Raw genomic sequence first — 21,976 nt, forward strand, 5'->3', positions numbered from 1 at the left:
ATTAAGTACGCTCCGTCTTGCTCAGCCACATATCGCGCATGGAGCCGTCTTTGATCTGCATCGGATAGACGTGCTCACCGGCGTCGACCTTGATGTCGATGAACACCAGACGATCCTTCATCGCGAACGCTTGCTCCATCATCGGCTTCAAATCCTTCAAGTCCGTGATGCGCATCCCCACGTGACCGTAGGCTTCGGCCAACTTGACGAAGTCCGGCAACGATTCCATGTAGGAGTGCGAGTGACGCGCGCCGTAGCTCATGTCCTGCCACTGACGGACCATGCCGAGCACGCCGTTGTTGAGCAGGATGATCTTCACCGGCAGGTCATGCTGCAGGCAAGTGGACAGCTCCTGGATGTTCATCTGGATGCTGCCTTCACCAGTCACGCAAGCCACGTCCGCTTCCGGGAAGCTCAGTTTCACGCCCATTGCTGCCGGGAAACCGAAGCCCATCGTGCCCAGGCCGCCGGAGTTGATCCAGCGATTAGGCTTGTTGAAGCGGTAGTACTGCGCCGCGAACATCTGGTGCTGACCCACGTCGGACGCAATGTAGGCGTCGCCCTTGGTCACTTCGTGCAGGGTTTCGATAACGGTCTGCGGCTTGATGATGCTGCCGTCCCCTTTGTTGTAAGGGAACATGTCGCGATCACCGCGCCACTCTTCAACCTGCTTCCACCAGGCAGCAACCGAGTCCTTGTTCGGGGTCTCGCCGATTTCCTTGAAGGTAGCGACCATTTCGGTCAAGACGCTTTCCACCGGGCCGACGATAGGAACGTCGGCCTTGATGGTCTTGGAGATCGAAGCCGGGTCGATATCGATGTGGATGATCTTGGCGCTTGGGCAGAACTTCGATGCACCGTTGATAACACGGTCATCGAAACGTGCGCCCACGGCCATGATCACGTCCGCATGGTGCATCGCCAGGTTGGCGGTGTAGCTGCCGTGCATACCAAGCATGCCGAGGAACTGACGGTCGCTGCCCGGATAGGCGCCGAGGCCCATCAAGGTATTGGTGACCGGCACGTTCAGCAGTTGCGCCAATTCGGTCAACGGCGCGGAGCCGTTGCCCAGAATGACGCCGCCGCCGGCATAGATGATCGGCCGCTTGGCCGCCAACAGCATTTCCACCGCTTTGCGGATCTGGCCCGAGTGACCACGAACCGCCGGGCTGTAGGAACGCAGCTTGGCTTTTTTCGGGAAGATGTATTCGAACTTCTCGGCCGGGTTGGTCATGTCTTTCGGGATGTCGACAACGACAGGACCAGGACGACCGGATTGCGCGAGGTAGAACGCCTTTTTCATGATCTCCGGGATTTCCGAAGCATGCTTGATCATGAAACTGTGTTTCACGATCGGCCGGGAGATACCGATCATGTCGGTTTCCTGGAAGGCATCGGTACCGACCATGGTGCTAGGCACCTGGGCGGTCAGGATCACCATCGGGATCGAGTCCATGTACGCAGTAGCAATACCGGTAATGACGTTGGTCGCGCCGGGACCGGAGGTCACCAGTACGACGCCGGCCTTGCCGGTAGCGCGCGCATAGCCGTCAGCCATGTGAGTGGCAGCCTGCTCATGACGAACGAGAATGTGTTGAACGGCTGGTTCTTTGAACAGCGCGTCATAGATATGCAATGCGGCACCACCCGGGTACCCATAGATATATTTAACGCCTTCGTCACGCAAAAAGCGGACGAGCATCTCACCGCCAGATAAAAGCTCCACGTTGTTCACCTCTAAAACGCCAGAATACCGCCCACATCAAAGAGGACGGGTCTTAATAGGTTTACTTCTCAGCAGAGCATGAGCGACGGTGGTCGCCGACTACGTCAGCACTGACTGAGCAAGTATTGGGATCGTCCCAAGTGTTGCGGGGCTTTCCCACCCAGCGCGAGGTAACGCGTTGCGGGTGTAACAGGTCGGCGCGGATGTGCGCCTCATGATCTGCTGAGTGGGCCTGCTTCTGGCAGTCCCTCTACAGCGGACTTTGGATTCTTCTGTTTCGTCCCCTGCAAGTCAAGCCGTCTATGTGCTTTATTGAAGTAAGCACATGAGAAAGCAAGAAAAAACCGCTAAACCGCAACTGTGTTAGCTTCAATTGCGCAACTCTGGCAAGGAAATGGCATGCGAACGTTCTTGATGGTCAGTCTGCTGATCAGCCCTTTGTGTATGGCCGGTCAGATCTATAAATGGGTCGACGCTCAAGGTGTAACCCACTTCGACGCGCAACCGCCGCAAGGCCAGGAGGCGACCACGGTGCTGACGCCCTCCCCGCCTGCCGGCAAACCCGCCGCGCCAAAGCGCAGCACCGCGATTGGCGATCAACAGGCCATCGACAACACAGTGAAAAAGCAGGTCGCAGAGCAGCAAGCCCAGCTAAAGATATTCTGCGAGCAGGCGCGAACGAACCTGGCCCAACTGCAGAACAATCCGCGATTGCGGGAGGATGTCGACGGTGAGAGGCGCCGTCTGACCGATGAGCAACGTCAGGAGCGCACGACCGAAGCACAGAAACAGATTGCGGATAACTGCCAGTAGAACCTGGCAGTTTCCGTTTCAGCGAGAGGCGGTGATGAGCAGGTCGAACTCTTTGAGCAAGACCTGCAAATAGCGATCTTTGCCCTGGACATTACGGGCGGCGAAGACCATTTCGGCCATCTCCTGAATCCCTGATGCGTTGGGCAGCGGCAGATCCTGTTCGAGGATGATCTTCATCCGCGGCAAGAAGATCCATTGCAACCACTGCTCGAAATCCAGCGTATCCACCGAAAACGGCTCGACGCTGGATAATGCCTCAGCGGAGGGCGAAACCTCGTCCCACCAGCCCTGAACCCGCAACTCACGCTCGATCAACAGCAGTTGCTCGGCAATTTTCGGAAAACGTGCGTCCATCACGACGAAACCTTGGCCTTCTGACGGGCCAGTGCAGCACCTGAGGAATCACCCTGTTTCTCACGCGCCTGGGCGATCAATTCCCACAGGCTGGCCTGAAGCGCCGGACGACCACTTGCGAACGTCAGGCCACGACGGGCGAATTGTTCAGCCTGGGGTGCATCGCCTTGGGCCATGCGCACCTGAGCCAGTCGATAAAGCACTTGCGGCTCACGCGGCGCAACACGCTGGGCGCGCTCGAGACTGGAGGACGCACCATTGAGGTCGCCGCCGGCCTGTTGCTGCTGAGCCGTGGTCAACAACGCGAGTACCGGACCGTCCAGTTGCTCGTCGGCAGACAAGCCCCCGGAGCTCGCCGAAGGAATCCCGCTCGGCGTCGACGGCATGCTGTAGCTGCCCTGATTGACCGGTGCCGACTGCACCGGCGAGGTATCGATCGGGCCTGGGGTAATCGGACCCGGCGTAATCGGCCCGGTGCTGATCGGGGCCGATGCCACTGCGCCGCCACCCGGGACCATCACGACGACACCGGTGTCACCTTGCGGAATCGCCTGAGTCTGAGCTTGCACAGGGCGTTTTGAGGTCGTCTGACGGAAACCGCCATTTGCCGACACTCGCTCACTGTTGGAGACAGCGCTGCCGGAATCCACAACCGGGATCGAACCGCGCTGTACGGAGGAGCAACCGCTGAGCAAAGCCACGGCGGTAACCGCTGGAATCAACCACTTGTTCACTTGAAACCCTCTTTGCTTAATTCATCCAGCCCTTGACCCAATCCATCACCGTTTCGCCGGATGCAGGGCTTTCGCCACCGCACGCAGCACCGGGATGCGGTTCGCTGCCGCGAATATACGGCATCTGCACAGCGCCTGGGCAGCTGCCTTCGGAACCTTGCCCGGTCCGCGAATCCACCCAAGCTTGAACAACATTATCCGGCTGCGGCATGTCCAACGGCAGCGGATCGGCCTTGCGCATGAAACTGGTCCAGACCTGCAATGCACCGGTGGCACCGGTGAACGGCGTCTTGCCGTTGTCATCGCGCCCCAGCCACACCACCGCCAGCAAATCCTGGCTGAAACCGGCGAACCAGCTGTCTCGCGAGTCGTTACTGGTACCGGTTTTACCCGCCAGCGTCAGGGTTTTCGGCAGCACGTTATAAACCGAACTGCCGGTCCCTTCACGCATGACCCGCTGCATGGCGCTCTGGATCAAGTAAATGGAGGCCGGGTCGAAACGTTGCTCGATCTGGAACGGATAACGCTTGAGCGGCTCGCCTTCGGCGGTGAGTACGCTACGAATCCCGCGCATCGGTGTATTGAAGCCACCGTTGGCCAGCGTCTGGTACATGGTCGCCACTTCGATCGGCGTCAGGCCACCAGCCCCCAGCAGCATCGAAGGGAACGCCGGGAACTCGCGACTGACGCCCAGGCGTGCCAGTGTCTTCAGGACATTCGGCACGCCCACCGCCAACCCGAGACGCGCCGTCGACAGGTTGTAGGAATGGGCCAGTCCCTGGTACAGGAACACCGTACCGTGGGAACGGCGATCATAGTTCTGGGGTTTCCAGACCTGACCGTCCGCGCCTTTGACCGAAAAGGATTCGTCCGACAACCAACTGGTCAGCGTGTACTGGCTCGGTTTCTCAAGGGCTGTCAGATAAACCGCAGGCTTGATCAGCGAGCCGATCGGTCGCACCGCATCAAGCGCCCGGTTGAAACCGGCAAAACTCGCCTGACGACTACCGATCATGGCCTGGACTTCACCGGTTTCCGGGTTGGTCACGACCATCGCCGCTTCAACCTCATCGGCCCCCTTGCGCCCGGACAGGCGTTTAAAGGTGTCGTTGACCGAAGCTTCGGCTTTCATCTGCAGAATCGGATCGAAACTGGTGAAGATCCGCAGGCCTTCTTCGGTCAAGTCTTCGTCGCGGTAGTCTTCGCGCAACTGGCGTTTAACCAGGTCGAGGAAGCCCGGGAAAGAACTGTCCGCCAGCTTGCCGCGCGTCGTCACGCCCAGCGGCATTTTCTTCGCGGCGGCGACCTGCTCGGCGGTGGCCACGCCTTGCTGCTCAAGCACATCGAGCACCAGATTGCGTCGCTCCATCGCCCGTTCCGGGTTGCGACGCGGATTGTAATAAGACGGCCCCTTGACCATCCCCACCAGCATTGCGACTTGATGCAGTTTCAGCTCGGACAATGGCTGCCCGAAGAAGAACTGGCTGGCCAGGCCGAAACCGTGCACCGCGCGCTGGCCATCCTGACCGACGAACACTTCATTGAGGTACGCCTCAAGAATTTCCCGTTTGTCGTAATGCAGCTCAAGCAGCATCGCCATCATGGCTTCGGTGAGTTTTCGGGTCAGGCTGCGTTCGCTGGTCAGGTAGAAATTCTTTACCAACTGTTGGGTCAGCGTACTGCCGCCCTGGGTCATCTTGCCGCCGGAGGTGTTGACCCACACGGCGCGGGCAATCGACTTGGGCGACACGCCCCAGTGGCTATAGAAATCCCGGTCTTCCACCGCCACCAAGGTTTCCAGCAGATACGGCGGAACCTGATCAATCTTGATCAGAATGCGATCTTCGAGGTTTTTCGGGTAGATCCCGCCAATCAGCAGTGGCTCCAGCCGCACGACCGAAAGCTTCGAACCGTTGGTCGCCGAAAGTTCGGCTACATAGTCGCCGGAGAACCGCACGCGCACCGGCTGAGCGCTCTCCAAACCTTCATAGAACTGGAAGCCACGGGTATTCAAGTCGACGGTGTTGCCGTTGACCGCCGCTGCGCCGGGGCCGTTGCTCACCGCTTCACGGCGATAGCCCAAGGCGTCGAGCTCGGTCAGGAAGTCTTCCTTGCTCAGCTTCTGGCCGGTGAACAGCTCGAGCGGGCGCGCATACACCTTGGCCGGGATGGTCCAGCGCTTGCCGGAGAACTTCTCCTGGACCACGGCGTCGAGGTACACCGCGACCCCGGCGAGCACCACGAGGCCGACCAGACTGAGTTTAAGGGCCCAGCCCAGCCAAGGGCTCAAGCCCTTGGAAGGTGGTTTTTTTGGGGTACGGGGGGATCGAGTACGAGTCATGGCGGCGGATTATACGCACTTTATTCATACTCAACAGGAGCCCTCCGAGGTTTGCGTCAGGCGGACTTGCAGCCATAATGGCGGCCGTGAATTTTCCCCAGTCTTTGAAGGATCGCCTGTGAGCCAGTCCCTGATCGCCGCCCTGCAAAACCCGGCCCTCTACCCGCATCCGGTAGACGGATTCCAGGTCATCGAGACCCATATTTCCTGGGTCATCCTCACAGGTCCCTTTGCCTATAAAGTGAAGAAGCCCGTGAATTTCGGCTTCCTCGACTTCACCAGCCTCGATGCGCGCGAGCATTTCTGCGGCGAAGAGCTGCGCCTCAACCAACGCCTGACCAACGATTTGTATCTGGAAGTGTTGCCGATCACCGGCAGCGCAGAAGCACCGCAACTGGGCGGCGACGGTCCGGTGGTCGATTTCGCGCTGAAGATGCGTCAGTTCCCACAGAGCCAGTTGCTCAGCACCTTGCAAGCCAACGGCGAATTGACCACCGCGCACATCGACGAGATGGCCGCGCAGATCGCCCAATTCCACCTCACCGCACCGAAAGTGCCTGGCGAACACGAAGCCGGCACCCCGGACAGCGTGATGGCGCCGGTACGCCAGAACTTCGAACAGATCCGCCCGTTCCTCAGCGACAAGGCCGACCTGCTGCAACTTGATGCCCTGCAAGCCTGGGCCGAAAGCAGCTTCGAACGCCTCAAGCCGCTGTTTGCCCAGCGCAAGGCAGAAGGCTTCATCCGCGAATGCCACGGCGATATCCACCTGGGCAACGCCACCGTCATCGACGGCAAGGTCGTGATCTTCGACTGCATCGAGTTCAACGAACCGTTCCGCTTCACCGACGTGTATGCCGACACCGGTTTCCTGGCCATGGACCTGGAAGACCGTGGCCTGAAAAGCCTGGCACGTCGCTTCATCAGCCAGTACCTGGAACTGACCGGCGACTATCAGGGCCTTGAGCTGCTGAACTTCTATAAAGCCTACCGCGCTCTGGTTCGCGCCAAGGTCAGCCTGTTCAGCATGCCGGCCGAGGCCGACCCGGTGCAACGCGCCACCACCCTGCGCCAGTACCGCAACTACGCCAACCTGGCGGAAAGCTACAGCACCATCCCGTCGCGCTTCATGGCCATTACCCACGGCGTATCCGCTGTCGGCAAGAGCCACGTGGCCATGCGTCTGGTGGAAGCGTTGGGCGCCATTCGCCTGCGTTCCGATGTTGAACGCAAGCGCCTGTTCGGCGAGCAAACCGTCCCGAATGACCCGCAGGCCGGCATTTATAGTGCCGATGCCAGTGCCGCCACTTACAGCCGCCTGCATGAGATTGCCGCGGTCATCCTGCGCGCTGGTTTCCCGGTGGTCATCGATGCGACGTACCTCAAGCGCGACCAGCGAGACGGCGCAGCGAAAATCGCCGAGGCTACCGGTGCACCGTTTCTGATCCTCGATTGCAATGCGCCACAAGCGGTCATCGAGAGCTGGCTGGCCTTGCGTCAGGCAGACAAGAAGGATCCGTCCGACGCCAACCTCGCCGTTATTACCGCCCAGCAAGCGAGCCGTGAGCCCCTGACACCAGCAGAGATTCTGTGCAGCAAACGCGTCCAGACCAATGAAAGCGGGACGCTCGATACCGTCGTTGCGCAGATCCGCCAGCGTATGCCAGGCCTGTAAAAAACTATTTCAGCCGTGGAGCCTTTGCCGGCTTCACGGCTGTCAAATAGTGGCACTATACTGGCGTCATAAAACCATCAGGTGATGCGACATGAGCCAGCCGAAACTTCTCGACACCCCGCTTTATGCCTTGCTGCACAAAGACGACATCACAGGCTTCAATGCCGAACGCGCCAGTCATGCCTCGGTCGACATGGTCGGCGGCGATTTCCGTGGCCTGGACCTGCGTGAGCTGAACGCCGATGGCGTCGACTTCACCGATGCCTATTTCCGCTCCGCCGATTTGCGCGGCATCGACTTCCGCAACTCATGCCTGGAAGGCGCGAGCCTGGCTCACGCACAGATCTCCGGCGCCTACTTTCCGCCGGAACTGAGTGCTGACGAGATTTTGATGTCGATGAATTTCGGGACACGCCTGCGTTACCGCACCCGCTAAAAACGACGTTCTACCGGACAAGTCCAGCGCCCCCGCTTTGCGCTGGACGCCGGTTTTTCTGTCCGGAAGTTGATTCCTCCGCACTTCCCTACCTCTCCCTCAGACGTTCACGCAGCTCTTTGAGCTGCGCTTCTTAGAAGCTTTTGCGTCGAAACCGACCAAACAATCACGCTTTTCCTACTGATGGCTACACTCCTGAGAGGCTCGCCCACGCACCGTTCGGCCGTCGCAAGGAGGCTTGATGAATGATGAACTGCAACACCTGAAGAATCTTGGCAAGACGTCGGCACAGTGGCTGCATGCCGTGGGCATCCACAGCGCGTCGGACTTGCGCCGCCTGGGAGCGGTGGATGCTTATCGGGCCGTGCGTACGCGCGGGTTCCGGGCGTCCAAGGTGTTGTTGTATGCGATCGAAGGCGCGCTGATGGACGTGCACTGGAACGACATTCCAGCCGATCGCAAAGAAGCCCTGAACAAACAACTGGAAGCCATCTCGTCCCGCCACAAGAACTGAACAGGCAGATTCACTTCAGGATTTAGTGCTCTGGGCACAATGATCATGGGGCTCTTGAGCAAGAAAACAGAGGACTGCAAAGAAATCAAAAAAACAGCGGTTGACTTGGTAATGAGAATCGCTATGATTATCACAACTGGTCGCGAGACTGGTCGATATTTGAAAAGCCCTTGGTTCGGACTCTCAGATATCTCCTCATCAGGCTAATCACGGTTATTTGACCCGGCTCTTGCCGGGTCTTTTTTTGCCTGTGGAAAAGTCGCCCGTTTACTTCCCGAACTGCTTACGCATTTGTGCGCAGTAATCCTGCGCCGGTGTGGCGGGTGTGTACCAGACGAAATCAGCCATGGCCGGCGTGACCTCGCCACCCTGCTCCGCCAGCATCAGAACCGTGGGGGCTTCAGGCTCTCCAAGATCAAGCACGTGGATCGGCACGCCAACATCCTTGCGCGCGTGGTAGGCGCCAGCCAACAGCAGCGAAGGCATCGGAGCCGACAGCAAGCGCTCGGCCATCCGCCGATCACGTTGCTGCTGGACCGCCAGCATCGCGGGCATCTGCGATGTTGGCAGCAGGCCGCAATGGGAGTCATTGATCTGCGCCAGCAACTCATCCTTGACTGACGAGGCGTTGGAACGCGAACCGCTTACTGTCGGCGGTTTGCCATAAACAGTACGGACTTCATGATTGTCCAGGTTGGCCGCCAACAGCGGGTAGGGTTGAGTCAGGACAAAGCGCACGATCGGCCCGTAAAGATTCCAGTCCCAGCCCGACTGCCAGTTGAGCGCGCCGGACAGATCTGCAGGTAGCGTCGAGGCACGGCGCACTTCATCGATGCGCGGTTGTTGATCCGGCGTAAGCATTTCCAGCAGCAGACTGCCTTGGGGTCGACGCTCACCCAGCGACTGCAACAACCACAATTGAAGTTGATGGTGATCAGGGTTGTCATGCTGCTCGCCGACGATCAGCCGTGACGACTCGGCAAGTCGTTCAACCAACTCATGGGGCGTCAGGATCTGGCCGCTGCGCAGGTCCTGAATCTCACCGACAACCGGAGGCGGCACCGAGACGTGCTGGCAGGCACTCAACAACAATACCGCCAGTAGCAAAATCCCTCGCATACTCACCTCAATGTCATTTTCAACGGGCGATGATCAGCGGATGCCCACGTTCCGGGTGCTGCTGCACCAAAACCTCCAGCCCGAACACGGCCTTGAGGGGTTCCGGACGCAAGACCTGCTCCGGCGTATCAAGCGCCACCGGTCGCCCACCTTCGAGTAGCAACAGGCGATCACAATAGCGCGCCGCCAGGTTCAGATCATGCAGGATCACCAGCACCGCCGCGCCGTGATCGGCGAATTCACGCACCGCTTGCAGGGTGGTGTGCTGGTGCAGCGGATCGAGCATCGAGGTCGGCTCATCGAGCAACAGCGTCTGCCCCGCTTCGCCCGGCCAGAGCTGCGCCAGCACCCGCGCCAGATGCACCCGCTGACGCTCGCCGCCAGACAGCGCCAGATAACTTCGACCACTCAGGTGTCCCGCATCGGCAGCGTGCAAGGCGGCGGCGACGATCTCGTCATCCCGCACTCGTCCGCTCTGGTGCGGCAAACGGCCCATGCCGACTACTTCTTCGACACGAAAGGCGAAGTCCAACGTCGACACCTGCGGCAATACCGCCAGCCGCTGGGCTCGCTGCGCGCCGGTCCAATGCCTCAACTCGCGATCATCGAGCCAGACACTGCCGTGGTCAGCCTTCAACTCGCCACACAAGGCGCCGAGCAAGGTGCTTTTGCCGGCACCGTTGGGGCCCAGCACGCCAAGGACTTCGCCCGGATTGAGTTCAAGTGTGATGTCCGTCAGAACGATCTTGGTGCCTCGACGGATTTGCAGGCTCTGGGTTCGCAACATCAGGCTCGCCCTCTGAGCAGTAAATACAGGAAGAACGGCGCACCGATGAAGGCCGTAACGATCCCGATCGGCAACTCCGCCGGCGCCAGCGCTAACCGCGCCACCAGATCGGCAAATAGAAGAAGACTGGCACCCGCCAGCACCGAGGCCGGCAACAACACTCGATGATCAGGGCCGGCCAACAGGCGCACCAGATGCGGCACCACCAGGCCGACAAACCCGATCATCCCCGCCGCCGCCACGGCCGCGCCAACGCCCAGCGCAGTGCAAAATACCAGTTCGCGCTTGAGCCCTTCGACGTCAATGCCCAAGTGACCGGCCTCCGATTCGCCGAGCAACAACGCGTTCAAGGCCTTGGCCCGACGCGGCAACCAGAGTGCCACACCGGCGCTCACCAACAGTAACGGCCAAAGGCGCGAATAGCTGGCGCCGTTGAGGCTGCCCAGGTTCCAGAACGTCAGTGTGCGCAAGGTCGCGTCGTCGGCCAGATAGGTGAACAAGCCGACCGCTGAACCCGCCAGCGCAGTCAATGCAATGCCGGCCAGAAGCATGGTTGCCACGTTCGTCTGCCCGTTACGCCGCCCTAGCCGATAGACCAGCGCCGTCACGCCCAGCCCGCCGAGAAATGCGCATACCGACAACAGATAAGGTCCGAACGATTCAGGCAGTCCGCCAAACACCGAACCGCCGACAATCGCGATAGCGGCGCCCAACGCTGCACCACTCGACACCCCGACCAACCCCGGATCAGCCAGAGGGTTACGAAACAATCCCTGCATCGCCACGCCGGACAATGCCAGCACGCCACCCACCGCCAGGCCCAACAAGGTTCGAGGCAGGCGGATTTGCCCGAGGATCAGCTCGGCCTGTTCCAGTCCATCGGGTGCAATGGGCACGCCGATCATGCGCAACGCCGCACGCAAGGTATCGAATAACGGCAGGCTCACCGGCCCCAGCGCCAACGACAACCAGATCGCCAGCAAACACAGCAGGCTCAAGCCAATGAACAAGGCACGGGGTTTAACCAGAATGGTCATTGGGTGGCTTTACCGGGGTAGAAACCTTCAGACAGCGTTTTCAACGCATCGGGCAAACGCGGTCCCAATCCACCCACCAACAAGGTCGGATCAAGCTCCATGACGCGCCCGTCCCTGGCCGCGCGGGTCGCGGACAGAATCGGGTTTTCCTTGAACAACGCCGCACGCGCGGCATCGCCGGTCAGCGCTCGGTCCGCAAACACCAAGACGTCCGGGTCAAGACTGACCAGCGATTCAACAGAAAAGGGTTTGTAGCCGGTGTGCGTGGCCAGATTGTGCCCGCCCGCCTGCTGGATCAACCAATCGGCAGCGGTGTCCTTGCCGGCGATGAGCGGTTTGCCGCCCGCATGGCCGAGCAGCATCAGCACGCCCGGCGATTTTTCCTTCAACTGCGCGCGAGTGACCCGGACCTTCTGCAGCTCAAGTTGCTGCTGATAGGACTGGAGCAACTGCGCAGCCTTATCTTCAGCCCCGAGCAACTTGCCCAGATGCGCCAGGTTGCCCTGCAACGTCGGCAGATCGGGCTGGGCCGAGAACAGCTCAACCTGCACGCCCGCGCTACGAACCTGCGAAAGCACCGGCGGCGGCCCCATTTCCTCGGTGCCAATCAGAATCTGTGGGCGTAAGCTCAAGATGCCCTCCGCCGACAGTTGCCGCTGATAACCGATGCTCGGCAGCGCCTTCAACGAGGCCGGATGCTGACTGGTGGTATCGACGCCGACCAGTTTCGACTCGCCGCCCAGCGCGCTCACCCACTCCGACAGAGCGCCACCGGCACTGACCCAACGCTGTGGCAACTCGGCCGCTGCGGCGTGGTGGCTGACGAAGAGTCCGACACACAGCGCAGCAACGCGGGTACTCAGGCGCATAAACGGCTTCCTTTTAAGTTTTCCCAGGCATCGAGATGACAGGCCAAGTATCCTCGGCATCCGGCACCTGCACCCGATGGGCGAAGCGGCCATTTGATAATTGTTTGCATTTGAACGTCAAGCTCGGACATATCCGGTCACGAGCAGCAGGATTTGAGGATAGACATGAAGTGGCTATGCACAGGTGCCGAATTGGCTGACAACAGCAGTCGCGGATTCGACGTCGACGGTCAGAAACTTTTTGCCGTGCGCCGGGGCGGCCAGGTGTATGTCTACGTCAATCGCTGCCCGCACCGGGGCGTCGGGCTGGAATGGAAACCCGATCAGTTTCTCGACCCCAGCAACAGCCTGATCCAGTGCGCCACCCACGGCGCACTGTTCCTGATCGAGGACGGCGAATGCGTCGCCGGCCCGTGCGCCGGGCAATCCCTGACCACCGTTGCCAGCCGCGAAGACGAACAAGGGATCTGGATCAGCCTTTAGCCGTTCAGCAGCACCTCAAGACGCCGATCGACCACCATTTCTTCGTGGGTCAATCTCACGCCATAGGCCAGCACCTCGACTCCGCACGCCACCGCCTCGCGCAATGCCGCCGCGTAGGCCGAATCGATCTCGTCTGCCGGACGCACTGCTTCAATGCCGGTCAGGTTGACGCAATACAACTGCACCGCACGAATCCCGTCCCGAGCCAGATGCGCCAGCTCCCGCAAATGCTTGGCTCCCCGTTGCGTCACCGCGTCGGGAAACGCCGCCACCGATGATCCGTCGAAGCCCAGGGTCACGCTTTTGACTTCCACGTACGCCGGCCCGCTCGGGTAATCGAGACGAAAATCGATGCGGCTGCTTTCCTGCCCGTAGGCCACTTCGCGTTTCAACCCGGTAAAGCCGTTCAGTTCGGTAATCACACCCGCCCGCAACGCTTCTTCGATTAGCCCGTTAGCACGTCCAGTGTTTACGCAAAACTGCCGGCCCTGTGGGGTTTCACCGATTTCCCAAGTGCCAGGCAACTTGCGTTTCGGGTCGTTGGAGCGACTGAACCAGACCTTCCCGCCCTCCACCTGGCAATTGAGCATCGAACCGGTGTTAGGGCAGTGAATGGTCAGCAACTCGCCGCCAACGGTTTCGATATCGGCGAGAAAACGCTTGTAACGTCGGATCAGGCGACCTTCTTCGAGGGGAGGAGAAAAACGCATCAGCCTTGCCAGCTCCGCAATCCACGCGCAATCCGTTCGACCGCTTCTTCCAGGCGCGGCAGGCTCTGGGTGTACGCAAAACGCACGTGATGCCCGGCCTGATAGCGCCCGAAGTCTAGCCCCGGGGTAATTGCCACGTGCTCGGTTTCGAGAAAGTGTCGGCAGAACGCGAAGGCATCGCCGCCGAACTTGCTGATATCGGCGTACAAGTAGAACGCGCCTTCCGGTTCGACGGCGATGCCGAAGCCCAGCTCCCGCAGGGCCGGCAACAGGAAATCCCGACGACGACCGAATTCGGCGCGACGCTCCTCCAGGATACTGATCGTGGCCGGTTCAAAGCAGGCCAATGCGGCATGCTGGGCCATGCTCGGGGCGCTGATGTAGAGGTTTTGCGCGAGTTTTTCCAGCTCGCCGACCGCCGCTTCAGGCGCGACCAGCCATCCCAACCGCCAACCAGTCATGCCGAAATACTTGGAAAAACTATTCAAGACGAAGGCGCTGTCATCGACTTCCAGCACACTGGCGGCATCGGTGCCGTAAGTCAGGCCATGGTAGATCTCGTCCACCACCAGATGACCGTGGCGCGCCTTGATCGCCGCCGACAAGCCGGCCAGCTCGTCGCGGGTCAGGATGGTTCCGGTCGGGTTGGCGGGCGAGGCCACCAAGGCGCCGACGCTGTCTTGATCCCAATGGCGCGCCACCAAGTCCGGCGTGAGCTGATAACGCACATCCGGGCCGACCGGCACCAATTGCGCAGCGCCTTCGACCAAGCGCAGGAAGTGCCGGTTGCACGGGTAACCCGGGTCCGCCAGCAGCCAGTGTTTGCCAGGGTCGACCAGCAAGGCGCTGGCCAGCAACAGCGCGCCCGAACCGCCAGGCGTGATGAGGATTCGCTGCGGATCAATGCTCAAACTGTAACGCTGTTGATAGAAATTCGAGATCGCTTCACGCAACTCGGGGATGCCGCGCGCAGCGGTGTAACGGGTCTTCCCCGCCGTCAGTGCGGCCTGGCCGGCCTGGATGATCGGTTCGGCGGTGGTGAAGTCCGGTTCGCCGATTTCCAGGTGGATCACATCGTGACCCGCAGCCTGCAGTTCATTGGCCCGCGCCAGCAGCGCCATGACGTGGAAAGGTTCGATCGCGCGACTGCGGGCACTGTAGGACTGAGCCATTAGCCTTCCTTACAACGGAGAAAAGAATCGATTCTACCCAAGCGCCGGAACGAGCGAGAACCTAAAGCGGTCAGAGCCGATATATCCCTGGCCACAAACGACTCAAGCGTGTACCCCAGGTTTGACTAAAATCAATAATTGATCAGGCCTCCAACGCCGCCAGACAAGGCTTTGCAATCATTTGCAAGCCCTTGGGGCCACTACCTCGACATCCGGGAGTAGCGCGCCCCGATTTGATCTGGTAAGTTCGCCCGCTTGCAGCCGCAGGGCCGGCAGGTGTCGGTGATGGAGCAATCCTGCGCAATGGATTACAAGAGTAGAGGCGGTCCATTTCATGCCCACCCAAGCAAAGCAGCAAAATACGTCGATCAGCGGCTTCGAACCCTACAAAGAAGTAAAGGGCGAGGAGTACATGGGCAAACCCATGCGCGCTCACTTCACCAAGATCCTGAATAAGTGGAAACAGGACTTGATGCAGGAAGTCGACCGTACGGTTGATCACATGAAAGACGAAGCGGCCAACTTCCCGGACCCGGCAGACCGTGCCAGCCAGGAAGAAGAGTTCAGCCTTGAACTGCGAGCCCGCGACCGCGAGCGCAAGTTGATCAAGAAGATCGACAAGACGCTGCAGCTGATCGAAGACGAAGAATATGGCTGGTGCGAGTCCTGCGGCGTCGAGATCGGCGTCAAGCGACTGGAAGCCCGTCCTACCGCCGACATGTGCGTTGACTGCAAGACCCTGGCGGAAATCAAGGAAAAGCAAGTCGGCAAGTAATGTCGCCTTGAACGAACAACGGAGCGTGCGAACGCTCCGTTTTTGTTTCTGAAATTCGCCCCAGCAAAAAAACCTGAGGGAGGGAGCCTTTGTGGCGAGGGGATTTATCCCCGTTGGGTCGCGTAGCGGCCCCAAACGCTGCAATCGAGAGGCGTCAGAAAAAACGCATCCACCGGGTTTGCGACTGCTCCGCAGCCGAACGGGGCGGTGCGACGTTTCGCTAAATCCCCTCACCACAAAGGCTCGCTCCCACAGCGACTTGCGTACGCCGGACAACATAGATCGCCTTTATGACCGCCACCACCTACATCGGGCGCTTCGCCCCCACGCCCAGTGGACATCTGCATTTCGGTTCGCTGGTCGCAGCGCTGGCTTCGTACCTTGACGCGCGCGCGGTGGGTGGCCGCTGGCTGATGCGCATGGAAGACCTCGATCCGCCACGGGAGGAACCCGGCGCTCAAGCGGCGATTCTTAAAGCCCTGGAAAGCTACGGTTTCGAATGGGACGGCGAAATGGTCCGCCAGAGCGATCGGCACGAGGCTTACGCTGAAGTACTCAATCGCCTGTTCAATCAAGGCCTCGCTTACGCCTGCACCTGCTCGCGCAAGCAATTGGAGCCGTATCACGGCATCTACCCGGGCCTGTGCCGAAATGCCGGCCACGGCACTGAAGACGCCGCGATTCGACTGCGTGTACCCGAGCTCGACTACCACTTCATCGACCGCGTGCAAGGCGAGTTTCGCCAGCATCTGGGCCGGGAAGTCGGCGATTTTGTGATCCGCCGCCGCGACGGGCTCTACGCCTATCAACTGGCCGTGGTGCTGGACGATGCCTGGCAAGGCATCACCGATATCGTCCGGGGCGCTGACCTGCTGGACTCCACACCGCGCCAGCTCTACCTGCAAGAACTGCTTGGCTTGCGGCAACCGCGCTATCTGCACATCCCGCTGATTACCCAGCCCGATGGCAACAAGCTCGGCAAATCCTACCGCTCGCCGCCATTGACCGCCGATCAGGCCACACCGTTGTTACTGCGTGCGTTACGCGCACTCGGGCAAAACCCGGGCAAGGAACTGGCCTATGCGTCACCACGGGAAGTGCTGGATTGGGGCATCGCCCACTGGGATGCCTCATTAATCCCGCGCACACTCACCCTGCCCGAAGCGCAACTACAGTGATCACACTTGCAGTGGCGCGCCCATCCGTTACCATCGCCGCACGTTTTCGGGCACACGCCTAAAAAAGAGAGGCCGGGATGTACATCTATCGCTTGGTCCTGCTCCTGGTAGTGGGGATTTATCTGTTCTCCCCGGCCATCATGGATTGGTGGATCGACGCCACTGGCGCCTGGTATCGCCCTTATCTGCTCTGGCTGATTCTGATCGTCGTGACCTTCATCCTGCAGAGCCAAAAAGATGCCGATGAGCTTTAGCCTGACCCAGATGATCCTGATCAGCGCCGCCTACCTGGCGGTGCTGTTCGGCGTGGCCTGGATCAGCGAACGGGGCATGATCCCCCGGGCGATCATTCGCCACCCGCTGACGTACACCCTGTCGCTGGGCGTGTATGCCAGCGCCTGGGCGTTTTACGGCACGGTGGGCCTGGCCTATCAGTATGGCTATGGCTTTCTGTCCAGCTACCTGGGGGTTTCCGGGGCATTTTTGCTGGCACCGGTGTTGCTGTACCCGATCCTGAAAATCACCCGCACCTATCAACTGTCGTCCCTCGCCGACCTGTTCGCCTTCCGTTTCCGCAGCACCTGGGCCGGGGCACTGACGACGATTTTCATGCTGATCGGCGTGCTGCCGTTGCTGGCGCTGCAGATTCAGGCGGTCGCCGACTCCATCGGCATCCTCACGCGCGAGCCGGTGCAACACCGCGTGGCCCTGAGTTTCTGCGCACTGATTACCCTGTTCACGATCTTCTTCGGCTCGCGCCACATCGCCACCCGCGAGAAGCATGAAGGCCTGGTGTTCGCGATTGCTTTCGAGTCGGTGATCAAGCTGATCGCCATCGGCGGCGTCGGCCTCTATGCCCTTTATGGGGTATTCGATGGCCCGCAACAGCTGGAGCTGTGGCTGCTGCAAAACCAGACCGCCCTCGCCGCTTTGCACACGCCGTTGCAGGAAGGCCCATGGCGCACGCTGCTGTTGGTGTTCTTCGCTTCGGCGATCGTGATGCCGCACATGTACCACATGACCTTTACCGAAAACCTCAACCCGCGCTCGCTGGTCAGCGCAAGTTGGGGTTTGCCGCTGTTCCTGCTGCTGATGAGCCTGGCGGTGCCGCTGATCCTCTGGGCCGGCCTGAAACTTGGCGCCACGACCAATCCGGAATATTTCACGCTGGGCATCGGCATCGCCGCCAACAGCAAAGCCCTGGCATTACTCGCCTATATCGGTGGATTGTCGGCCGCCAGCGGGCTGATCATCGTCACCACCCTGGCGCTGTCCGGGATGGCGCTGAACCACTTGGTGCTGCCGCTCTATCAACCACCGGCCGAAGGCAACATCTATCGCTGGCTGAAGTGGACCCGCCGCGCACTGATCGTTGCGATCATCATGGCCGGTTACGGCTTCTACCTGTTGCTGGGCGCCGAACAGGACCTGGCCAACCTCGGCATCGTCGCGTTTGTCGCAACGCTGCAATTCCTGCCGGGCGTGTTGTCGGTGCTGTATTGGCCGACCGCCAACCGTCGTGGATTCATCGCCGGTTTGCTGGCGGGGATTCTGGTGTGGCTGGTGACCATGCTGTTGCCGCTGGTCGGCAATCTGCAGGGCTTTTACATTCCGCTGCTGAACATGATCTACGTGCTGGACGACACCAGTTGGCACATGGCCGCAATCGCATCCCTGGCCGCCAACGTGCTGATGTTCACCTTGATCTCGCTGTTCACCAACGCCAGCCCCGAAGAGGCCAGCGCTGCCGAAGCCTGCGCCGTGGACAACGTGCGCCGGCCGCAACGCCGCGAGCTGCACGCTGCCTCGCCTCAGGAATTCGCTACGCAACTGGCCAAACCATTGGGCGCGAAAGCCGCACAAAAAGAAGTCGAACAGGCACTGCGCGATCTTTATCTGCCGTTCGACGAGCGCCGTCCGTACGCCTTGCGCCGTTTGCGTGACCGTATCGAAGCCAACCTGTCCGGCCTGATGGGCCCGAGTGTGGCGCAAGACATGGTCGAAACCTTCCTGCCGTACAAGGCCGGCGGCGAAAACTATGTCACCGAAGACATCCATTTCATCGAAAGCCGCCTTGAGGACTATCACTCGCGCCTCACCGGCCTTGCCGCCGAACTCGATGCCCTGCGCCGCTATCACCGCCAGACCTTGCAGGAATTGCCGATGGGCGTGTGCTCGCTGGCCAAGGATCAGGAAATCCTCATGTGGAACAAAGCCATGGAGGAGCTGACCGGGATTGCCGCGCAGCGTGTGGTCGGTTCACGCCTGAGCACCATCGCCGATCCGTGGAAAGAACTGCTGCAAGGCTTCATCAATCTGCCGGACGAGCATTTGCACAAGCAGCACCTGGCGCTTGATGGCCAGACCCGCTGGCTGAACCTGCACAAAGCGGCGATCGATGAACCGCTCGCGCCGGGTAACAGTGGCCTGGTATTGCTGGTGGAAGACCTGACCGAAACCCAGATGCTCGAAGACAAACTGGTGCACTCCGAGCGCCTGGCCAGCATCGGCCGCCTCGCTGCGGGTGTGGCCCATGAAATCGGCAACCCGATCACCGGCATCGCGTGCCTGGCGCAGAACCTGCGCGAAGAGCGTGAAGACGATGGCGAGCTGAAGGAAATCAGCGGGCAGATCCTCGAGCAGACCAAGCGCGTGTCACGCATCGTTCAGTCGCTGATGAGCTTCGCCCACGCCGGCAGCCATCAGCACAGCGACGAGCCCGTCTGTCTGGCCGAAGTGGCCCAGGATGCGATCGGTCTGCTGGCCCTGAACCGACGCAATTTCGAAGTGCAGTTCTATAATCTGTGCGACCCCGATCACTGGGTCGAAGGCGATCCGCAGCGCCTCGCCCAGGTCTTGATCAACCTGCTCTCAAACGCCCGTGACGCCTCGCCTCCCGGCAGTGCGGTACGGGTCAAAAGCGAAGCCGGCGAACACACGGTCGATCTGATCGTGGAAGACGAAGGCAGCGGTATTCCGAAGAACATCATGGACAGATTGTTCGAACCTTTCTTCACCACCAAGGATCCTGGCGAAGGCACCGGTCTGGGCCTTGCACTGGTCTATTCCATCGTTGAAGAGCATTATGGACAAATCACCATCGACAGCCCGGCTGATGTACAAAGCCAACGCGGCACCCGTATCCGGGTGACTTTGCCGCGTCATGTCGAAGCGACGTCCGCTGTGAACTGAGACCGTCGAGAGTATCGAATCAATGCCGCACATTTTGATCGTCGAAGACGAAACAATTATCCGCTCCGCCTTGCGCCGCCTGCTGGAACGTAACCAGTACCAGGTCAGCGAAGCCGGTTCAGTGCAGGAAGCACAAGAACGCTTCACCATTCCCACGTTCGACCTGATCGTCAGCGACTTGCGTCTGCCGGGCGCCCCGGGCACCGAGTTGATCAAACTTGGCCAGGGCACTCCGGTGCTGATCATGACCAGCTACGCCAGCCTGCGTTCGGCCGTAGATTCGATGAAGATGGGTGCGGTGGATTACATCGCCAAACCTTTCGACCACGACGAAATGCTCCAGGCCGTCGCCCGAATCCTGCGTGACCGCCAGTCGCTGCCAGCCAGCGGCGAACCCGTCACCGGCAAAGCCGGCAATGGTGCGGCGAAACCGGGTGTCGATAACAGCAATGGCGAAATCGGCATCATCGGTTCTTGCCCGCCGATGCAGGACCTGTACAGCAAGATCCGCAAAGTCGCGCCGACCGATTCCAATGTCCTGATCCAGGGCGAATCCGGTACCGGTAAAGAACTGGTGGCCCGCGCCCTGCACAACCTGTCCCGACGCGCCAAGGCGCCGATGATTTCGGTGAACTGCGCAGCCATTCCGGAAAGCCTGATCGAGTCCGAACTGTTCGGCCACGAAAAAGGCGCGTTCACTGGCGCCAGCGCCGGGCGTGCCGGTCTGGTGGAAGCGGCTGATGGCGGCACCTTGTTCCTCGACGAAATCGGCGAACTGCCACTGGAAGCCCAGGCTCGCCTGCTGCGCGTGTTGCAGGAAGGTGAAATTCGCCGGGTCGGCTCAGTCCAGTCGCAAAAGGTCGATGTGCGTTTGATCGCCGCGACTCACCGCGACCTCAAGAGCCTGGCGAAGATCGGCCAGTTCCGTGAAGACTTGTACTACCGCCTCCACGTGATCGCCCTGAAACTGCCTGCCTTGCGCGAGCGCGGTGCCGACGTCAACGAGATCGCCAATGCCTTCCTGGCGCGACAGAGCGCGCGGGTCAACCGCACCGACCTGAAATTCGCCGCGGATGCCGAGCAGGCGATTCGTCATTATTCCTGGCCGGGTAACGTTCGTGAACTGGAAAACGCCGTCGAGCGCGCCGTCATCCTGTGTGAGAGCCCGGAGATTTCCGCCGAGCTGCTGGGAATCGACATCGAACTGAGCGATCTGGAAGACGACGATTTCATCGGCCTGCCCCCGCAACAGGGCAACGGCGCCAGCAACAACAATCATGAGCCGACCGAAGACCTGTCGCTGGAAGACTACTTCCAGCACTTCGTGCTTGAGCATCAGGACCACATGACGGAAACCGAACTGGCCCGCAAACTCGGGGTGAGTCGCAAATGCCTGTGGGAACGTCGTCAGCGCCTGGGCATTCCGCGGCGCAAGACCGGGGTGGCCAGCGAGAGCTGAACGTCACCTGTCAGGTGTGCGGGTAACACGTGACTTTGTGAAAAAACTGTTACCCCAGTCTTTTCACGTAACAGAAGCCGGGGCTTACGGTAACGAAGCCCCGGTTTTTTTGGACCTCGAAAAACCCCATCAACCCGCCTAACCCCTTGTTTTACTGGGTCTCGCAAAAGTTGGCACGCACCCTGCTATATGTTTAGTACAAGAACAATAACAAGCAATGCACAAGACAATAAAAATAAGACGAATCGACTCACGCACAATAAAAACAAGACGGCGAGAGGCGCAGCTAACTGATTCTTTTGGAGAGGCGTTGTATTTGGGGCTTGCCCCACGACCAGGCCGAGAATAATAAAAAACTGTCCTAAGACAGTGCCTGAACTGGTTGGATCGCAAGATCACTGCAACACAGCGACCAAAGCAATCCGTTTGCTCTTGGCTCCCGATTGGGAGGGTCATGAAGGAAAAGCTTCATGGCGAGGGCACTTAATAAAAACAAAAAGCCCGAATCAAAAATAAAAATAGAGCATGCAACTACTTTCTTGGGGAGCTTCGGCTCCCCTTGTAGTTTCTGGCGTTTGAGCTCTTGTAGCAGCTGCCCTGTG

Annotated in this window: 20 protein-coding genes; 10 read left to right on the plus strand and 10 right to left on the minus strand. The window is 60.0% G+C overall.

Going from position 1 to position 21,976, the window contains the following annotated elements; all coding sequences use genetic code 11:
- Position 1 precedes the first annotated feature (1 nt).
- Positions 2-1,726: an acetolactate synthase 3 large subunit gene (locus ACA053_RS24665; RefSeq protein WP_109636224.1), complete on the minus strand. Its 1,725-nt coding sequence runs from the start codon at positions 1,724-1,726 to the stop codon at positions 2-4.
- Between the two features lie 399 nt (positions 1,727-2,125).
- Between ACA053_RS24665 and ACA053_RS24670 the strand changes: the two genes are divergently transcribed.
- On the plus strand, positions 2,126-2,539 hold the full coding sequence (locus tag ACA053_RS24670; RefSeq protein ID WP_497313716.1) for a DUF4124 domain-containing protein: 414 nt from the start codon (positions 2,126-2,128) through the stop codon (positions 2,537-2,539).
- 18 nt (positions 2,540-2,557) lie between these two features.
- Here the strand turns inward: ACA053_RS24670 and ACA053_RS24675 are convergent, their stop codons facing one another.
- The 3 genes from ACA053_RS24675 to mrcB are packed head-to-tail and all read right to left on the minus strand — an operon-like array spanning position 2,558 to position 5,968.
- Positions 2,558-2,893, minus strand: coding sequence for a YqcC family protein (locus ACA053_RS24675; RefSeq protein WP_497393904.1), 336 nt, complete (start codon positions 2,891-2,893; stop codon positions 2,558-2,560).
- The gene (locus tag ACA053_RS24680; RefSeq protein ID WP_497313720.1) at positions 2,893-3,627 is read right to left on the minus strand and encodes a tetratricopeptide repeat protein; all 735 of its coding nucleotides are present in this window, start codon (positions 3,625-3,627) and stop codon (positions 2,893-2,895) included. The genes ACA053_RS24675 and ACA053_RS24680 overlap by 1 nt, the downstream gene beginning before the upstream one ends.
- Before the next feature lie 16 nt (positions 3,628-3,643).
- Entirely contained in the window at positions 3,644-5,968 is a 2,325-nt protein-coding gene (gene mrcB, locus ACA053_RS24685) for a penicillin-binding protein 1B (protein WP_497393905.1), read from the minus strand.
- Positions 5,969-6,086: 118 nt separating this feature from the next.
- Here mrcB and ACA053_RS24690 point away from each other — a divergent pair, with 118 nt between their 5' ends.
- The 3 genes from ACA053_RS24690 (at position 6,087) to ACA053_RS24700 (ending at position 8,593) form a co-directional block, all read left to right on the plus strand.
- Entirely contained in the window at positions 6,087-7,643 is a 1,557-nt protein-coding gene (locus ACA053_RS24690; RefSeq protein WP_109634869.1) for a bifunctional aminoglycoside phosphotransferase/ATP-binding protein, read from the plus strand.
- 91 nt (positions 7,644-7,734) lie between these two features.
- Positions 7,735-8,079, plus strand: a complete 345-nt coding sequence (locus ACA053_RS24695; protein WP_109634870.1) for a pentapeptide repeat-containing protein — start codon at positions 7,735-7,737, stop codon at positions 8,077-8,079.
- A 241-nt stretch (positions 8,080-8,320) separates the two neighbouring features.
- A complete protein-coding gene (locus tag ACA053_RS24700; protein WP_010467623.1) occupies positions 8,321-8,593 on the plus strand; it encodes a TfoX/Sxy family protein in 273 nt (90 codons plus the stop codon).
- 267 nt (positions 8,594-8,860) lie between these two features.
- Here the strand turns inward: ACA053_RS24700 and ACA053_RS24705 are convergent, their stop codons facing one another.
- The 4 genes from ACA053_RS24705 to ACA053_RS24720 are packed head-to-tail and all read right to left on the minus strand — an operon-like array spanning position 8,861 to position 12,405.
- Entirely contained in the window at positions 8,861-9,712 is an 852-nt protein-coding gene (locus ACA053_RS24705) for a ChaN family lipoprotein (protein ID WP_497393906.1), read from the minus strand.
- A 19-nt stretch (positions 9,713-9,731) separates the two neighbouring features.
- Entirely contained in the window at positions 9,732-10,499 is a 768-nt protein-coding gene (locus ACA053_RS24710) for a heme ABC transporter ATP-binding protein (protein ID WP_109634874.1), read from the minus strand.
- Positions 10,499-11,482 carry a FecCD family ABC transporter permease gene (locus tag ACA053_RS24715; RefSeq protein WP_178082361.1) on the minus strand — a complete coding sequence of 328 codons (984 nt, stop codon included), beginning with the start codon at positions 11,480-11,482 and terminating at the stop codon, positions 10,499-10,501. Before ACA053_RS24715 ends, ACA053_RS24710 begins: the two co-directional genes overlap by 1 nt.
- A gap of 50 nt (positions 11,483-11,532) precedes the next feature.
- Complete coding sequence (locus ACA053_RS24720) at positions 11,533-12,405, minus strand: heme/hemin ABC transporter substrate-binding protein (protein WP_497393907.1); 873 nt, start codon at positions 12,403-12,405, stop codon at positions 11,533-11,535.
- Between the two features lie 165 nt (positions 12,406-12,570).
- Between ACA053_RS24720 and ACA053_RS24725 the strand changes: the two genes are divergently transcribed.
- Entirely contained in the window at positions 12,571-12,888 is a 318-nt protein-coding gene (locus ACA053_RS24725; protein ID WP_497393908.1) for a Rieske (2Fe-2S) protein, read from the plus strand.
- Here ACA053_RS24725 and sfsA read toward each other — a convergent pair.
- Together sfsA and ACA053_RS24735 are read right to left on the minus strand one after the other, a co-directional pair.
- A complete protein-coding gene (gene sfsA, locus ACA053_RS24730) occupies positions 12,885-13,598 on the minus strand; it encodes a DNA/RNA nuclease SfsA (RefSeq protein WP_497393909.1) in 714 nt (237 codons plus the stop codon). The genes ACA053_RS24725 and sfsA overlap by 4 nt on opposite strands.
- Positions 13,598-14,770: a pyridoxal phosphate-dependent aminotransferase gene (locus ACA053_RS24735; RefSeq protein WP_109634882.1), complete on the minus strand. Its 1,173-nt coding sequence runs from the start codon at positions 14,768-14,770 to the stop codon at positions 13,598-13,600. The genes sfsA and ACA053_RS24735 overlap by 1 nt, the downstream gene beginning before the upstream one ends.
- A gap of 334 nt (positions 14,771-15,104) precedes the next feature.
- On the opposite strand from ACA053_RS24735, the gene dksA reads away from it, so the two are divergent.
- From dksA to ACA053_RS24760, 5 genes are all read left to right on the plus strand, one after another.
- Positions 15,105-15,545, plus strand: coding sequence for an RNA polymerase-binding protein DksA (dksA, locus tag ACA053_RS24740; RefSeq protein WP_109634884.1), 441 nt, complete (start codon positions 15,105-15,107; stop codon positions 15,543-15,545).
- 290 nt (positions 15,546-15,835) lie between these two features.
- Positions 15,836-16,723 carry a tRNA glutamyl-Q(34) synthetase GluQRS gene (gene gluQRS, locus ACA053_RS24745; protein WP_109634886.1) on the plus strand — a complete coding sequence of 296 codons (888 nt, stop codon included), beginning with the start codon at positions 15,836-15,838 and terminating at the stop codon, positions 16,721-16,723.
- Between the two features lie 77 nt (positions 16,724-16,800).
- A complete protein-coding gene (locus ACA053_RS24750) occupies positions 16,801-16,977 on the plus strand; it encodes a hypothetical protein (RefSeq protein WP_003176118.1) in 177 nt (58 codons plus the stop codon).
- Entirely contained in the window at positions 16,961-19,915 is a 2,955-nt protein-coding gene (locus tag ACA053_RS24755; protein WP_162556248.1) for a sensor histidine kinase, read from the plus strand. The genes ACA053_RS24750 and ACA053_RS24755 overlap by 17 nt, the downstream gene beginning before the upstream one ends.
- A 22-nt stretch (positions 19,916-19,937) precedes the next feature.
- A complete protein-coding gene (locus ACA053_RS24760; RefSeq protein WP_109634889.1) occupies positions 19,938-21,374 on the plus strand; it encodes a sigma-54-dependent transcriptional regulator in 1,437 nt (478 codons plus the stop codon).
- Positions 21,375-21,976: the final 602 nt, after the last annotated feature.

This window comes from Pseudomonas sp. LBUM1672 (genome assembly GCF_059695655.1).

What these genes read in the sequence shown, in the direction of transcription:
- ACA053_RS24670 (WP_497313716.1), top strand. Translation starts at nt 2,126, where the DNA reads ATGCGAACGTTCTTGATGGTCAGTCTGCTGATCAGCCCTTTGTGTATG.
- ACA053_RS24675 (WP_497393904.1), bottom strand. Translation starts at nt 2,893, where the DNA reads ATGGACGCACGTTTTCCGAAAATTGCCGAGCAACTGCTGTTGATCGAG.
- mrcB (WP_497393905.1), bottom strand. Translation starts at nt 5,968, where the DNA reads ATGACTCGTACTCGATCCCCCCGTACCCCAAAAAAACCACCTTCCAAG.
- ACA053_RS24695 (WP_109634870.1), top strand. Translation starts at nt 7,735, where the DNA reads ATGAGCCAGCCGAAACTTCTCGACACCCCGCTTTATGCCTTGCTGCAC.
- ACA053_RS24700 (WP_010467623.1), top strand. Translation starts at nt 8,321, where the DNA reads ATGAATGATGAACTGCAACACCTGAAGAATCTTGGCAAGACGTCGGCA.
- ACA053_RS24705 (WP_497393906.1), bottom strand. Translation starts at nt 9,712, where the DNA reads ATGCGAGGGATTTTGCTACTGGCGGTATTGTTGTTGAGTGCCTGCCAG.
- ACA053_RS24710 (WP_109634874.1), bottom strand. Translation starts at nt 10,499, where the DNA reads ATGTTGCGAACCCAGAGCCTGCAAATCCGTCGAGGCACCAAGATCGTT.
- ACA053_RS24720 (WP_497393907.1), bottom strand. Translation starts at nt 12,405, where the DNA reads ATGCGCCTGAGTACCCGCGTTGCTGCGCTGTGTGTCGGACTCTTCGTC.
- ACA053_RS24725 (WP_497393908.1), top strand. Translation starts at nt 12,571, where the DNA reads ATGAAGTGGCTATGCACAGGTGCCGAATTGGCTGACAACAGCAGTCGC.
- sfsA (WP_497393909.1), bottom strand. Translation starts at nt 13,598, where the DNA reads ATGCGTTTTTCTCCTCCCCTCGAAGAAGGTCGCCTGATCCGACGTTAC.
- ACA053_RS24735 (WP_109634882.1), bottom strand. Translation starts at nt 14,770, where the DNA reads ATGGCTCAGTCCTACAGTGCCCGCAGTCGCGCGATCGAACCTTTCCAC.
- dksA (WP_109634884.1), top strand. Translation starts at nt 15,105, where the DNA reads ATGCCCACCCAAGCAAAGCAGCAAAATACGTCGATCAGCGGCTTCGAA.
- gluQRS (WP_109634886.1), top strand. Translation starts at nt 15,836, where the DNA reads ATGACCGCCACCACCTACATCGGGCGCTTCGCCCCCACGCCCAGTGGA.
- ACA053_RS24750 (WP_003176118.1), top strand. Translation starts at nt 16,801, where the DNA reads ATGTACATCTATCGCTTGGTCCTGCTCCTGGTAGTGGGGATTTATCTG.
- ACA053_RS24755 (WP_162556248.1), top strand. Translation starts at nt 16,961, where the DNA reads ATGCCGATGAGCTTTAGCCTGACCCAGATGATCCTGATCAGCGCCGCC.
- ACA053_RS24760 (WP_109634889.1), top strand. Translation starts at nt 19,938, where the DNA reads ATGCCGCACATTTTGATCGTCGAAGACGAAACAATTATCCGCTCCGCC.